The organism is Wolbachia endosymbiont (group A) of Anoplius nigerrimus (assembly GCF_947251795.1).
Lineage (GTDB): Bacteria > Pseudomonadota > Alphaproteobacteria > Rickettsiales > Anaplasmataceae > Wolbachia.
In genome coordinates this window covers 712,997-727,510 of the sequence record NZ_OX366385.1, presented here as the reverse complement: position 1 = coordinate 727,510, position 14,514 = coordinate 712,997, and the positions used below count along the sequence as shown (strand labels likewise).

The 14,514-nt window shown below is 35.6% G+C and carries 14 protein-coding genes and 1 pseudogene; 8 read left to right on the top strand and 7 right to left on the bottom strand.

The features are described from left to right. Positions 1-138: 138 nt before the first annotated feature. Both OPR26_RS03870 and OPR26_RS03865 read left to right on the top strand, forming a co-directional pair. Positions 139-2,709, top strand: a complete 2,571-nt coding sequence (locus OPR26_RS03870; protein ID WP_265015506.1) for a valine--tRNA ligase — start codon at positions 139-141, stop codon at positions 2,707-2,709. A gap of 68 nt (positions 2,710-2,777) precedes the next feature. Further along, a complete protein-coding gene (locus OPR26_RS03865) occupies positions 2,778-4,136 on the top strand; it encodes a coiled-coil domain-containing protein (RefSeq protein ID WP_265015505.1) in 1,359 nt (452 codons plus the stop codon). A 114-nt stretch (positions 4,137-4,250) separates the two neighbouring features. On the opposite strand, the gene OPR26_RS03860 is transcribed toward OPR26_RS03865, so the two are convergent. Next, positions 4,251-4,400, bottom strand: coding sequence for a hypothetical protein (locus tag OPR26_RS03860; protein WP_265015504.1), 150 nt, complete (start codon positions 4,398-4,400; stop codon positions 4,251-4,253). A gap of 55 nt (positions 4,401-4,455) precedes the next feature. Here OPR26_RS03860 and OPR26_RS03855 point away from each other — a divergent pair, with 55 nt between their 5' ends. Genes OPR26_RS03855 through pyrF form a run of 4 tightly spaced genes read left to right on the top strand, consistent with a single transcriptional unit; the run spans position 4,456 to position 7,102 of the window. Then, positions 4,456-4,764 carry a transposase gene (locus OPR26_RS03855; RefSeq protein ID WP_265015503.1) on the top strand — a complete coding sequence of 103 codons (309 nt, stop codon included), beginning with the start codon at positions 4,456-4,458 and terminating at the stop codon, positions 4,762-4,764. 53 nt (positions 4,765-4,817) lie between these two features. Beyond that, positions 4,818-5,228 carry a transposase gene (locus OPR26_RS03850; RefSeq protein WP_320157296.1) on the top strand — a complete coding sequence of 137 codons (411 nt, stop codon included), beginning with the start codon at positions 4,818-4,820 and terminating at the stop codon, positions 5,226-5,228. Next, on the top strand, positions 5,225-6,379 hold the full coding sequence (locus OPR26_RS03845) for a coiled-coil domain-containing protein (protein WP_265015502.1): 1,155 nt from the start codon (positions 5,225-5,227) through the stop codon (positions 6,377-6,379). The genes OPR26_RS03850 and OPR26_RS03845 overlap by 4 nt, the downstream gene beginning before the upstream one ends. A 51-nt stretch (positions 6,380-6,430) precedes the next feature. Then, positions 6,431-7,102 carry an orotidine-5'-phosphate decarboxylase gene (pyrF, locus tag OPR26_RS03840; protein ID WP_265015501.1) on the top strand — a complete coding sequence of 224 codons (672 nt, stop codon included), beginning with the start codon at positions 6,431-6,433 and terminating at the stop codon, positions 7,100-7,102. Between the two features lie 326 nt (positions 7,103-7,428). Here pyrF and OPR26_RS03835 read toward each other — a convergent pair whose 3' ends face one another. Both OPR26_RS03835 and OPR26_RS03830 read right to left on the bottom strand, forming a co-directional pair. Then, positions 7,429-7,815, bottom strand: coding sequence for a transposase (locus tag OPR26_RS03835; protein WP_265016251.1), 387 nt, complete (start codon positions 7,813-7,815; stop codon positions 7,429-7,431). A gap of 20 nt (positions 7,816-7,835) precedes the next feature. Next, a complete protein-coding gene (locus OPR26_RS03830; RefSeq protein WP_264731180.1) occupies positions 7,836-8,201 on the bottom strand; it encodes a transposase in 366 nt (121 codons plus the stop codon). 235 nt (positions 8,202-8,436) lie between these two features. Here OPR26_RS03830 and OPR26_RS03825 point away from each other — a divergent pair, with 235 nt between their 5' ends. Both OPR26_RS03825 and OPR26_RS03820 read left to right on the top strand, forming a co-directional pair. Beyond that, positions 8,437-9,636 (top strand): phage major capsid protein, encoded by a 1,200-nt coding sequence (locus OPR26_RS03825; protein ID WP_265015500.1) that lies wholly within the window; start codon positions 8,437-8,439, stop codon positions 9,634-9,636. A 426-nt stretch (positions 9,637-10,062) separates the two neighbouring features. After that, positions 10,063-11,394 carry a DNA recombination protein RmuC gene (locus tag OPR26_RS03820; protein WP_265015499.1) on the top strand — a complete coding sequence of 444 codons (1,332 nt, stop codon included), beginning with the start codon at positions 10,063-10,065 and terminating at the stop codon, positions 11,392-11,394. A gap of 215 nt (positions 11,395-11,609) precedes the next feature. Here OPR26_RS03820 and OPR26_RS03815 read toward each other — a convergent pair whose 3' ends face one another. From OPR26_RS03815 to ltrA, 4 genes and pseudogenes are all read right to left on the bottom strand, one after another. Further along, entirely contained in the window at positions 11,610-11,996 is a 387-nt protein-coding gene (locus tag OPR26_RS03815) for a transposase (protein WP_265016251.1), read from the bottom strand. 20 nt (positions 11,997-12,016) lie between these two features. After that, a complete protein-coding gene (locus tag OPR26_RS03810) occupies positions 12,017-12,382 on the bottom strand; it encodes a transposase (protein ID WP_264731180.1) in 366 nt (121 codons plus the stop codon). 68 nt (positions 12,383-12,450) lie between these two features. After that, positions 12,451-12,609 (bottom strand): annotated as a pseudogene (locus OPR26_RS07500) (Rpn family recombination-promoting nuclease/putative transposase); the annotation flags it as partial. 95 nt (positions 12,610-12,704) lie between these two features. Then, on the bottom strand, positions 12,705-14,468 hold the full coding sequence (ltrA, locus tag OPR26_RS03800; protein ID WP_264337734.1) for a group II intron reverse transcriptase/maturase: 1,764 nt from the start codon (positions 14,466-14,468) through the stop codon (positions 12,705-12,707). Positions 14,469-14,514 lie beyond the last annotated feature (46 nt).

Sequence of the window (14,514 nt, the reverse complement as noted above, 5' to 3'; positions counted from 1 at the left end):
CATATTTACTTAATTGTGCTATAGCTAAAGTAATTTAGGTTTACCGACCATCGTCATTCCGCTGCTTGTTAGCGGGGTCTAGAGATACCGCGGCGGTATGACGTTGCTAGCTTAAAGTTTAAAACTTAAGAAATATTTATGTTAGAAGAAAAATACGGCTTTAAAGAAATTGAAGACAAATGCAACATATTATGGGAAGGCAGTAAAGTTTATAAATGGAATGGTGAAAAGGATAACACTTTCACTATAGACACGCCTCCACCGACAATATCGGGAAAACTCCATATTGGCCATATATTTAGCTATTGCCACACGGACTTTATTGCCAGGTTTCAGCGCATGCTGGGAAAAGATGTATTTTACCCAATTGGGTTTGATGATAACGGGCTTCCCACTGAAAGATTGGTTGAACAAACCTATAAAACCCGTGCAAAAGAAGTTGGCAGAGAAAAATTTATAGAGATGTGCCATGAAGTTATTGAGAAATCAAAGCAAGAATTCAAGGAACTATTTAAGTCTGTTGGAATTAGTTACGATTGGGGTTTGGAATATCACACGATCAGCAAGGAAACTGTGACGCTTTCTCAAATGTCGTTTATTGATCTATATAATAAGGGATATGCATATAGAAAAATGCAGCCCATCCTTTGGGACCCGATTGATAAAACCGCAATTGCGCAAGCAGAAATAGAGGATAAAGTTTTTGAGTCATCCTTAAACACGATAGTTTTCTCTACTGAAGAAAATGAGCAGATCAATATTGCAACTACGCGACCTGAACTACTTCCAGCATGCGTTGCAGTTTTTTGTCATCCAGAGGATACGCGCTACACTCATCTGATCGGAAAAACAGCGGTAGTGCCAATAATAAAGGAAAAAGTTCCAATAATAGCTGATGATAAGGTCAAAATAGATAAAGGCACTGGGCTTGTTATGTGCTGTACGTTTGGTGATGAGCTCGACATATATTGGCAGCAAAAGCATAATCTACCGATGAAAATTATCATCGATCAGGATGGGAGAATAAGCCTTTATGATGTCATTCCAGTGCTTGACACTGGAATCCAGGAAAAAGAGCCAATGCCAGCGATGACAGAGGAAGATATCATGTCAGCGTATGGTCAGAAAAAAGAAGAATGGATCCCAGTGTCAGCTACTCGGATGACAGACGATATACTAAACGAAATAAACGGACTAAAAGTTAAAGAAGCAAGAAAGAGGATAATTGAAGTTCTAACTGAAAAAGGACTTTTGATAGAAAGCACTAACATTTCTCATTCTGTTAAGTGCGCAGAAAGATCTGGTGCACCACTTGAGATATTACCTACTTATCAATGGTTTATCAAGACCTTAGAGCAAAAAGCTCAAGTATTAGATAAAGTAAAAGAATGCAATTGGCATCCAGCTACTATGCGTAAACGCATGGAAGTGTGGATAGAAGGGCTAAATTGGGACTGGTGCATCTCAAGACAGCGCTATTTTGGTGTGCCATTTCCAGCGTGGTATTCCAAACGTAAGGGAGAAGAAGGTAAAATTATTCTAGCTGAAATAAAGGCCCTACCTATAGATCCATCGAAAGATTTACCAAAAGGGTATAGCAAAGAAGAGGTTATTCCAGATCAAGATGTAATGGATACCTGGGCCACAAGTTCAATTACTCCTCAACTGAGTGCACTGGCAGTAAACAGTGAGTTTAGCTTACCAAATCATCGCTATGATACGATATTTCCTGCAGATTTGCGCAGCCAAAGCCATGAGATAATAAGAACTTGGGCTTTTTATACTATTTTAAAGGCACATTATCATGCAAATTCTTTACCTTGGAAAAACATTATGATCAGCGGTTGGTGTTTAGCCGATGATAAAAAAAAGATGAGTAAATCAAAAGGTAACATCATCACTCCTCATGTAATACTTAAAACTTATGGAGCTGATGTAGTGCGCTATTGGGCAGCGAACTCAAGGCTTGGAGTTGATACAGTCTACTCTGAAAATATATTTAAAATTGGCAAGCGCCTAGTTACAAAACTTTGGAACGCTAGCAAGTTTGTTTCCATGTTCATGGAAAAGCATCAAGCATTGAGCATAAATTCTGCTCACGAGACAATGGATAAGTGGATATTGTCTAAGTTATACAAAGTTATAGAAAGAGCAACGAATAACCTATTACAGTTTGAATACTGCGAAGCTTTGGGCGTAATAGAGGAATTTTTTTGGAAAGACTTTTGTGATAACTACTTGGAATTAGCAAAAAAGCGCGCATATGGAGATAAAGTAGACAGCGAGGCAAACTTAAGTGCAAAGCAAAGTTTGGCATATGTGTTAAATGTTATTTTGCGGTTATTTGCGCCCTTTTTGCCTTACATTACGGAAGAGATATACCACCAGTTTTATAGTTATAATTCTGTGCACAATCAAAGTAATTGGCCGAGCAAAGAAGAGCTTATCTATGATAAATATTCAGAGGAAATGGGAGATAATTGCGTGCAGATATTAAACATTATCAGAAAGATAAAGGCAGATAATAATGTATCAGTTAAGCATCTGATAAAAAAGTTGATGATAAAAGCAGATCTACGAGAGGATAATTTGAATCAATCCGCACAGAATGATTTGCAGGCAGTTTGCAATGCGGAAACGATAGAGTGGATGCAGTCTGAGCTTGAAACTGAAGACGGGAAATACATAGTGAATATAGACTTATACTGATTTTTATAGCTTTACTTCCTTTGATATCCATGCTATTATAATCATTATTAGTTGTGAGGATGAGGGATTTGTATAGTAAAACCAATGCACCATATCTTATAGCTGGTACTCTTGCTACTCTTACGTTACTTGCGTCTGGGGTTTTTGCTATAGCTCCCTATGTTGCATTCTTATCTTCAATTGCAGCCTTTAATGTAGCTCTTCCTGTTGCCTTGAGTTTATCTATACTATCTACTTTGATACTCGCACTTTCATGTAAAATGATCAGTAATAATAAGAAAATAGAGGTTGAGAAAAATAAGTTTGCTGAGAAAGAGCAAGAGTTAAAACAACAATTTGAGAGTAAGGTACAAGAGTTAGAAAACGAAATCACTCTAGGAAAAGAAGCTGCAAGCAAAGAAGTGGAAGAATTGAATAATCAACTAAATGAATTAACTCGAGAAAAGCAAGATTTAGAGAGTAAAGTAAAGAAGTCAAATGATGAGAAAGAGCGATTGGAAGCAGAGTTAAAAACAGAAACGGAGAAAGCAGAACAATCAGAAAGGAAGTTAGCTCAGGAAAAGAAAAATCTAGAATACAAGGATGAAGCAGTAAAAAAGCAGTTGCAGGAACAGCAAGTTACAACACAACAAGAATTGAACCAGAAAATTGAAGAGCTGGCTAACGTAAAACAACAATTTGAGAGCAAGGTACAAGGGTTAGAAAGTAAAATAGCTCAAGAAAAAAAAGCTAAAGAAAATGTAGGCAGAGAAGTGAAGGGATTGAACAATCAATTAAGTGGGTTAACTCAGGAAAAGCAAGATTTAGAAGGCAAAATTGAAGAGTTATATAAGAAAATCAAGTCGTTGAACGAGCAACTGAATGGTGCACAGCAAACACTTGCTAAAAAGAAGCAAGAGTTAGAACAAGAAAGAGAAGACTTTCATTTTGAATTAGAAGAAATGAAAAATAATCACAAGACAGATATGGATAAATTCAAAAAACAAGCGGAAGAACGTTTAAAGGACAAAGAAATCTCTGTACTCAATGTAGTGAAAGAAAAAGTAGAGCAAGGACTTTCTGGTTCAGAAGAACAACAATACATGCAAGATACAGACCATATACAAGAAGCAGTTAATAAATTTATGCAACCTATATATGAAGAGTTAGATATAAATAATCAACTAGATATAAGCAGTGAACATTTATCAGAACTTGAAGGAATAGGTGAAAATGAGTCTGTTAATAAACAGTTCCCGAAACCAAAACTACCTTACACATCCACACCAAGAAGATATTCTAGAAAATCTCTATCTCCTAAAAAGGAAGATGAGGATGAGAATAAAGAAAACTCAGGGCTACAAAATCAAAAAAGTCCTAATGCAAGTTTCAGCAGCACTAATTCATCGCCTTTAAAAGATACAATAAATAATTTCTACACACATTAACGATGTAAGTGCAGAGACCTCCACAGATAAGAGAATTTTAATAAATATATACAAGACTGCTGAACGTGGGGGGAGGGGAGTAATGAGCAATTTGCTTAGTGAGGCTAACGCATTTTATTTTATAGCTAGTTCCTTAACGTTACTTACATCTTTAGCGCTTATTGTAACTTCTAATGTGCCTCTTCCTCTAACTCTTGCTTTAGCTGCATTATCTGTTTTGGTGCTTGCACTTTTATATAAAATAATTCGTAATAATAAGAGCATGTCTTCAAACTGAGTAGAAAGAAGTTAAGAAGTATGGTATAAGGTACATTTTAAGATGTACCCAAGCGATATAAGTGACAAAGAATGGAAGACAATAGAGCCATATTTTGAACCTAAAAAGACCGGCAGACCAAGAAAACATAGTATTAGAACAATTATTAATGCAATCCGCTATATGATGAGAACAGGATGTCAATGGAGACAACTGCCTAAAGATTTTCCACCATGGAAAACCGTATATAGTTGTAATTCGCGCTTGAAAAAAAGTGGAATATGGCAAGAAATTCATGATTTTCTAGTTAAAAAAGTAAGAGAGATGATTGGTAAAAATAAGACTCCATCAGTAGGTATAATTGATAGCTAGTCAGTGAAAACTACTCAAAAAGGGGATCCAGAGGATATGATGCTGGCAAAAAAATAAAGGGCAGAAAACGCCATATTATTGTAGATACTGTGGGTCTTGTAATTGCTGCTGAAGTACAGAGTGCAAGTATTCAAGATCGTGATAGTGCTCTAAATCTTTTTGCCCAAGCTAAATGCAAAGTTCCAACTTTACGTAAGTTTTTTGCTGATCAAGGGTACATAGGTAAATTACAAAACAGATGCTTATTGGAAACGGGATGTTTATTAACGATTGCCAAGAAAATAGTTGATACAGGATTTCAAGTTATTCCCAAACGTTGGATTGTTGAAAGAACTTTTGCCTGGCTTTCCAATTTTAGGCGCATGAGTAAAGATTACGAGCATTCTCCTCTCACCTCAAAAAACTATATCTTCTTTAATATGATCACTATTATGCTTCACAAATTAGCTCATTCTTCAGTTTGAAGACATGCTCTAAGAAAATAGAGATTGAGAGAAATAAATTCGCTCAGAAAGAGCAAGAGTTAGAAAATAAAATAACTCTGGCAAAAGAAGCTGCAAACAAAGAAGCAAAAAAATTAAATCAGAAAGTAAATGAGTCAGAAGCTGAGAGAGAATCTCTTCTTGAAGAAAAAGAATCTTTAGAGCAAAAATTAGAAGCTAAAATAAACCGTGTATTTGAAATAACAGGCAAATTAGAAAAAATAATGAAGGAAAAAGATGAGCTTGGTGAGCAAGGAGAAGAATTACTTTGTAAAATCTCGCATTTATGTGAACAGTTACAAGAAAAAGAAAATGATATAGCTAAAAAAGAAGAACGTATAACGGAATTGAAAAGGAAAGTAGACAATAATAAACATGTAGAATCGCAAAACGAAGAATTCCATAAAGAAATAGAAAAATTATCTAAAGAAAAAGATGAATTATGTAAGGAAATAGAAAGATTATGTAAAGAAAAACATATATTATATAATAAAAAAGAAGAATTATATAAAAGACAAGAAGAACTTTATGTAGAATTAGATGAGCTACAATGTAGATTTAAAGAAATTAATCAGAAAAATAAAAACTTATCTCAAGAATTAAAAAAGAAATTTGAAGAGTTAGATGAAGCAAATGGTTTAATTGAAAATCAGTCTTTTGAGTTAGACGAGATAAGAAAAGATTGTAATAATGAAGTAAAAAGTTTAAGAAATTCACTTTTAGAGCGAGATAGTCAAATAGAACAACTTGAAGAAGGTTTTTTGAAAGAGAAGAAAGAACAAGTAAATTTTATGCAACTGTTGATAAGCTGTATAACAGACCAAATAGAAGGACCAACAGGAGATAATGATGAAAAAGCAATATTAAACACGACTCAAATATTAAAGCTTGCGTTACAAAAAGAAATTGCACGACTTTTGCCAGACGAAACGCCTGCTTCTTCGCTGGAAGATCTTGTATATGTATCATTGCCAGACGAAACATCTGTTCCTTTACATACAAGAGATCCTGGATATGAGTCTGAGGAAGATTCTGGATATAGCAGTCGTTTATCCACTCCGACCAAACCTTTATCTCTATTAAAGGAAGTACATAATGAATACAGTCAATCCAATCAGAGTGCAAGAACTTGAAAATACAACAATTAGTCTTATTATAAAATAAATCATGCAAGGAAGTATACAATGAACCCAATAATATGCGCACTGGATACACAAGACTTAAATAAGGCTATTTCTCTAGCTAATACTCTGCGTGGTAAAGTTGGTATGGTAAAACTTGGGTTAGAATTTTTTGCTGCTCATGGTCTCTCTGGAGTGCAAGAAGTTGCAAAATGCAATGTACCAATTTTTTTAGATCTGAAATTGCATGACATTCCAAACACTGTAGCTAAAACAGTTGAAGTAATAAAAGTTCTGAACGTTGAAATGTTAACTCTGCACATCAGTGGTGGAACAAAAATGCTTAAAGAAGCGCTAAATGTAGTGCAAGGCACAAAGATAAAGCTGATTGGAGTGACAGTGCTAACTAGTATGAGCAATGAGGATTTAAACGAGCTGGGAGTAGCAAGAGAGGTAAAATCACAGGTAATTTTGCTTGCAAAGCTTGCAAAAAAGATTGAACTCCATGGAATAGTCTGTTCTGCATTGGAAGCTCAAGAAGTGCGCCGAGAATGCGGTGAAGACTTTAAAATTATTACTCCAGGAATTCGTATAGATCCAGGTCATGACGACCAAAAAAGAACAGCAACACCAAGAGAAGCAATAAATTTAGGAGCTGATTATATCGTCATTGGCAGACCCATTACAAAAACTGCAAGTAGTGCAGAATTAATATTGAAATCCCTTACTAATTGAAGCAGACAAAAAAAAGTGCTTGACACAAAAAAACAAACGTTATATAGTGCTATTACCTTTCGTTTTACCTAGCTTAATTTAATTACTGGATTAAGCTTACAGTACTAAGTGTGGCACAAAGTGCCACGCTATTTTTCGGTTTACATTTTCAACAGATAAACAAATGATATCATGCCAGTGTCTGGGCACATAACTGTACGAACATTCATTTTTGAAGACAACAGATGATGTCATTCCAGTGCTTGACACTGGTTTCCATATCAAAAATGTTTATTTTCCAGCTACTTTTATACTTATTAATTAGTGTGCTTTCTTAGAGCATGTCTTCAAACTGAAGAATGAGCTAATTTGTGAAGCATAATAGTGATCATATTAAAGAAGATATAGTTTTTTGAGGTGAGAGGAGAATGCTCGTAATCTTTACTCATGCGCCTAAAATTGGAAAGCCAGGCAAAAGTTCTTTCAACAATCCAACGTTTGGGAATAACTTGAAATCCTGTATCAACTATTTTCTTGGCAATCGTTAATAAACATCCCGTTTCCAATAAGCATCTGTTTTGTAATTTACCTATGTACCCTTGATCAGCAAAAAACTTACGTAAAGTTGGAACTTTGCATTTAGCTTGGGCAAAAAGATTTAGAGCACTATCACGATCTTGAATACTTGCACTCTGTACTTCAGCAGCAATTACAAGACCCACAGTATCTACAATAATATGGCGTTTTCTGCCCTTTATTTTTTTGCCAGCATCATATCCTCTGGATCCCCTTTTTGAGTAGTTTTCACTGACTGGCTATCAATTATACCTACTGATGGAGTCTTATTTTTACCAATCATCTCTCTTACTTTTTTAACTAGAAAATCATGAATTTCTTGCCATATTCCACTTTTTTTCAAGCGCGAATTACAACTATATACGGTTTTCCATGGTGGAAAATCTTTAGGCAGTTGTCTCCATTGACATCCTGTTCTCATCATATAGCGGATTGCATTAATAATTGTTCTAATACTATGTTTTCTTGGTCTGCCGGTCTTTTTAGGTTCAAAATATGGCTCTATTGTCTTCCATTCTTTGTCACTTATATCGCTTGGGTACATCTTAAAATGTACCTTATACCATACTTCTTAACTTCTTTCTACTCAGTTTGAAGACATGCTCTTATAATTAAAATTCCTGGATCCCAGTGTCAGCTACTCGGATGACGAGAAAGGGAGCGCTGGAATGACATCGTTTACTATGTACCAAATTGCAATATTCGTACAGATGTAGGGAAACATCTATGGATGCCATTCCTATTACCTTATTTTCATTTCATTTTCAAAGGAGGCTATTATGTCACTTACCGACATCGCTCACCGTATCAATGAACTCGCTTCATCATGGGAGCAATTTAAATTAATAAATGATCGCAAATTAAAAGAAATTGAGAGCAAAGGGCGTGCTGATTCTGCAACGATTGAGCAGCTATGCAAGGTAAATAATGCCATTGATAGTTGCAAAGAGCGTTTAGACTTGATCGAAACTGCAGCTCAACGTCCAGAAGTAAATACAGATTTTAGCACAAGTGATAAATATTTTTCTGATTATATCCGCAAGGGAATGGAAAGCGGTTTATCACACAAAACCCTCAGTGGAGATGACAGTGATATCGGGGGGTATCTAGTTACTCCGCATATTGTAAAACGCATAAACAAGCGCGTAACTGATTCGTCCCCAATGCGACAAATATGCTCCAATCAAAGAATCTCTACTGAAACATTGGATTACATTATAGAAGATTTTGACCGTGCCGGTGCAGGTTGGAGCAGTGAAACAGTAGATGATGAGGATGGTGGCAATAAATCTAAGTATGATTTTGCAAAAGATACGGACACGCCTAAAATCCAAAAGATTTCCGTCACAACTTACGAGTTATATGCTCAACCACAAATATCACAAAAGTTACTCGATGATGCGTTTGTCGATGTTGAGAGTTGGCTGGTGGAAAAGATTGCCGAGACTTTTAGTAAGGAAGAAAGCGAAGCCTTCATTAAAGGTGAGGGCACTTTTCAACCCAAAGGAATTTTAGCTTATGAAAATGGAAACAGTTATAATAAAATAGAGCAAGTTAAAGCTGAAAAATTAGATAGTGATTCAATAATGATGTTGTATTACTCTCTGGACGAATATTATTCCAAAAATGCGTCATTTTTGATGAACAGGAGTACGTTGAAGAACATTAGACTGCTAAAATCTCAAGAGGGCCAATATCTCTGGCAACCAAGTTTGTCGCTTGAAGCTCCAGGTACCTTAATGGGAATACCAGTATATCAATCTGCCGATATGCCACCGGTGTCAAACAATCAGCTACCGGTAATTGCGATGGCAGATTTTAAACAAGCTTATAAGATTGTAGATAACAGAGGAATGAGAATATTACGAGACCCTTATACGAATAAACCTTATGTGAGGTTTTTTGTCACTAAGCGTGTCGGCGGAGAGGTTGTAAACACCAGTGCTATTAAATTATTGAAAGTTGCGAGCAAGTATTAAAAACTTCCGCAGCACCGCCTTCAAAACCTTTTTACTTCTTTTTGTATAGCTCCGCTCCTGTCATCCCATGCCCTCTTCTTGTCATTCCAGTCTGGAATCCAGCCTTTTCATAATCATCAAAACGTTGTATTTTAACATAAAACGGCTACTTTTATGCTTACCAACTTAATAAAATTCCTGGATCCCAGACTGGGATGACACCCTCCTGGTAGACAATGTTCATACATCTGTGGGCTTGACCATAAGATCCAGTCTAAAAAATTTAGATCCCAGTGTCACGCACTGGGATGACATCAGCGGTTAGTATTTTATATACATTTTATAACTAAACTAGACATTCGTACAGTTGTGTGCGGTATGACGTCGTTACTTATAGCTATACACACAAAAATCATATAGAATTATAAACGCAGTTCTTTTATTCTGATGCTTTTCAATTCTATAGCTCTGGTTGTCTCTCTATTACTATTTTTCTATATTATCGTAAAAAAACTGAGCGAAAAGAAAGCAAACCTTGAGGGTAATTTATGTAAATTAGAGCAAGAACTTCAAGAAACAAAGCAAAGTTTGCTTACGAAGAATGAAGAAATAGTTGATTTAAGGGTCAAAAGAGCAGAACTTGAAGTAACTCTGCAAAAAGAACGCGAGGAAAAGAAAAAGGAAATAGAATTACTAACAAAAGCAGAGGAGAGATTAACAAACACTTTTAAAGCGCTCTCTCTTGATGCTTTGCAGACAAATAACAATAATTTTCTGAACTTAGCGAAGGAAGTAATTGATAGTAAATTAAAAGAAACGGAAAGTGATTTCAAAAAAAGACAAGCAACGATTAACGAAGTTGTAACTCCGATAAAAGAAAAATTAGAAAAATTCGATAATGAAATACGTGAGCTAGAAAAGGAGAGGGTAGGGGCCTATGAAGGTTTAAAGGAGCAAATTGGAGCGCTGATGAACCAAACTTCCAGTCTTGCTAATGCCCTGAGGAAGCCCCACATTAGAGGAAAGTGGGGTGAAATGCAACTCAAAAGAGTGGTAGAAATGGCGGGAATGATTGAATATTGCGATTTTTTTACTCAGCCGTCAGTGGTTGATAAAAACGAGGATAATTTATTGCGTCCTGATTTAATAATCAAAATGCCATCTGGAAAGCAAATAATAATAGATGCTAAAGTGCCGCTTGATTCTTACATGGATGCTATATCACAAAATGATTTGCAAATACAAAAGGAGAAATTAAAGAATCATTCCCTGGCAATAAAAAAACACATAAATGACTTGGGTAAAAAAGAATATTGGAATCAATTTGAAAATACGCCAGAACTTGTGGTGCTTTTCTTAACAGGGGAGGGGGTTTTTAGTGCAGCACTGGAATATGAACCTGCTTTGATAGAGATTGGAGTGGAAAAAAAAGTGATCATTGCAACACCGATCACTCTAATTGCGTTGCTGAGGGCAATAGCGTATGGATGGAAGCAAGAGATGATAGCTGAAAATGCAAAGAAAATCAGTGAACTAGGTCATATTTTATATGAGCGCATTTGCACAATGGGTGAAAACTTTGATAATTTGCGCAGGAGCTTAAAAAGCGCTGTTGATCATTATAATAAAACTGCTGGTTCGCTTGAAGCAAGGGTGTTTCCTGCTGCCCGAGAATTCAATAAGCTTGGTATACATGCAAAAAATAAAAGTTTAAGTACTGCAAAGGAATTAGAATCTTTACCACGCAATTTACATACTGGGGAATTGAAAGTAGATTAGGCCTCTTAACATTATATTTTGTCATTCAAATACTCTTTTAACACATTCCTTAATTCTTCAATCTCACTAATGGAAAGACCTGTACACTTAACGATAGTGTCAACATCAACATTATTAGCCAACATTGTTTTTGCAACTTCAATTTTTCCTTCAATTCTACCTTTCTCTCTACCGATTTGGATGCCTTCATTAATTTTTTGTTTAAGAGCATGTCTTCAAACTGAAGAATGAGCTAATTTGTGAAGCATAATAGTGATCATATTAAAGAAGATATAGTTTTTTGAGGTGAGAGGAGAATGCTCGTAATCTTTACTCATGCGCCTAAAATTGGAAAGCCAGGCAAAAGTTCTTTCAACAATCCAACGTTTGGGAATAACTTGAAATCCTGTATCAACTATTTTCTTGGCAATCGTTAATAAACATCCCGTTTCCAATAAGCATCTGTTTTGTAATTTACCTATGTACCCTTGATCAGCAAAAAACTTACGTAAAGTTGGAACTTTGCATTTAGCTTGGGCAAAAAGATTTAGAGCACTATCACGATCTTGAATACTTGCACTCTGTACTTCAGCAGCAATTACAAGACCCACAGTATCTACAATAATATGGCGTTTTCTGCCCTTTATTTTTTTGCCAGCATCATATCCTCTGGATCCCCTTTTTGAGTAGTTTTCACTGACTGGCTATCAATTATACCTACTGATGGAGTCTTATTTTTACCAATCATCTCTCTTACTTTTTTAACTAGAAAATCATGAATTTCTTGCCATATTCCACTTTTTTTCAAGCGCGAATTACAACTATATACGGTTTTCCATGGTGGAAAATCTTTAGGCAGTTGTCTCCATTGACATCCTGTTCTCATCATATAGCGGATTGCATTAATAATTGTTCTAATACTATGTTTTCTTGGTCTGCCGGTCTTTTTAGGTTCAAAATATGGCTCTATTGTCTTCCATTCTTTGTCACTTATATCGCTTGGGTACATCTTAAAATGTACCTTATACCATACTTCTTAACTTCTTTCTACTCAGTTTGAAGACATGCTCTAAGGCAAGATAAATTATCATCCTCACGTTTCTTAGCTTGATCATACGTAAACCTCTCTTCTTCACTCCAATTGTATTGGTTCAATTCATTGTAAGCCCTACCAATAATTATATCACTTCCTACTATTTTTTTTAGATCCTCTTCGCTAGTCTGATTTGCATACCGTTGTCTAAGTGAAGAAGGTCGCCCCTCTTCACTCGACTTCAAAACCGTACGTGAGACTTTGCGCCTCATACGGCTTCTCTCTAATTTGGTGCTTGTCATGCACACCTCCTGTGTAATTCATCGTGACAATGCCCATGTAACAAAGATAAATTTTTGATCATATTGTTTCGTCTATTCCGGTCTTTATGATGTATTTCTATTATATCATCACTTTCAAACCATAGTCTACAATTACCGCATTTACTTTGTTGTAACTTCAATAGTTTTATTACTCTTGATGGCTTATCTGGTATTTCTCTAAGACGATTACCCCAATAAACCCAATCACCATCATATGGAGATCTGGTTTTTTGCACTTTGATATGTCGTTTAATAACATGATCGCTGTGTATAATAAGATGTATCTTGTTACTTGTCATAAAACGCCAGTTATCGTTATTATACTTTTTAAAGTATTTTCTTTTTATCCAGCATTTCCCTTTGTTTGGGTGCCTAAAGACTGCCCACTTCCAGAGCTTTCTATGTATAGTATTATCCAATGAGCTAAAGATTTTACATGAAACTACTGAAGAGTAATATTGACTCCACCCTCTAATGATTGGATTGAGATTCCTTATTACTACTTCCTGTGGCGCCCCACGCATTTCTCTAAGTTTATGTTTAATAGCAAATATATGCTGCTTTATAGAATTACGACTTGGTTTTATTAATAATTTGTAACCTTTCTTACTTTCTTTTGTTGGATATTGTCTTATTGAAAATCCAAGAAAATCAAATCCTGGTTTTATTCCATTAATGATTTTTAATGTATGAGAAACTTTTGTCTTAGAAGGCTTTAATTCTAATCCAATGGTTTTTAACCATTCTTCAACTAGAACTTTTGCCCTAAGAATAATTTCTTCACTTTCATGTATGACGACAAAATCATCACAGTAGAAAATTACACTAATAGACTTTTGCGCATTTTTATGCGATATCCTACCATATTTTCTTTTCATGCATTGAAAGAGTTCGTTTGTTAATGCTTTTTTGATATGTTGCTCTAATCCGTGTAATGCAACACAAGCTAGCAACGGTGAGATCGTCCCTCCTTGAATTGTACCACGTTTTGTGGATTGAAACTTTCCATCTTCCATAACGCCTGCCCTTAACCATCCTCTTATGATTTTCTTTAACGTTGGTGTGGTATTGAGCTTTTCAAGCAGTTTATTATGGTTAATATTGTCAAAACATCCAGAAATATCAGCATCTAATACATATGCTGTTTTCTGTTTTAGCACATCAAATATGGCTTCAATTGCATCATGACATGATCTACCAGGTCTAAAACCATAAGTGTTTGGCTCAAGTTTTGCCTCCCATTCTGGTTCTAAAGCCATTTTTACAAGTGTTTGTTTTGCTCGACACGATATAGTAGGTATACCAAGCGGGCGATGCTCCGATGGCTTACCAGGTTTTGGGATCCAGACGCGTCTTGATGGCTTTGCTTTTTCTTTTATATCTAAAGAATATGATAGTTGTAATCTTTCTTTTTGATTAAGATTAGCCTTTCCATCAATACCTGCAGTCTTCTTCCCCCTATTGTCCTGTGTTACTTTCCTAACAGCGAGTGTTTTTGCACTTGTTGATTTGAGTAATAATCTCTGAAGATTATGCATCTTTCTGATATCATTACATTTAGAAGCTTGGTAAATTCGTTTTTGTAGCTTAAATGAAGATTTCTTCAGCTTTCGCCAAGGAATTCCATTCCATTCATACCTAGCTTTTTGCTGGTCCATAACATATTCACTACTATTCACCACTTTACCTTCCAAATTAAAGTGTTTACGTCTGCGTATCCCAGATATTACTTTGGGCATTAGCTTCTTAAACAATCCTTCCACATAGCAGCTTGTGGTTGGCTAC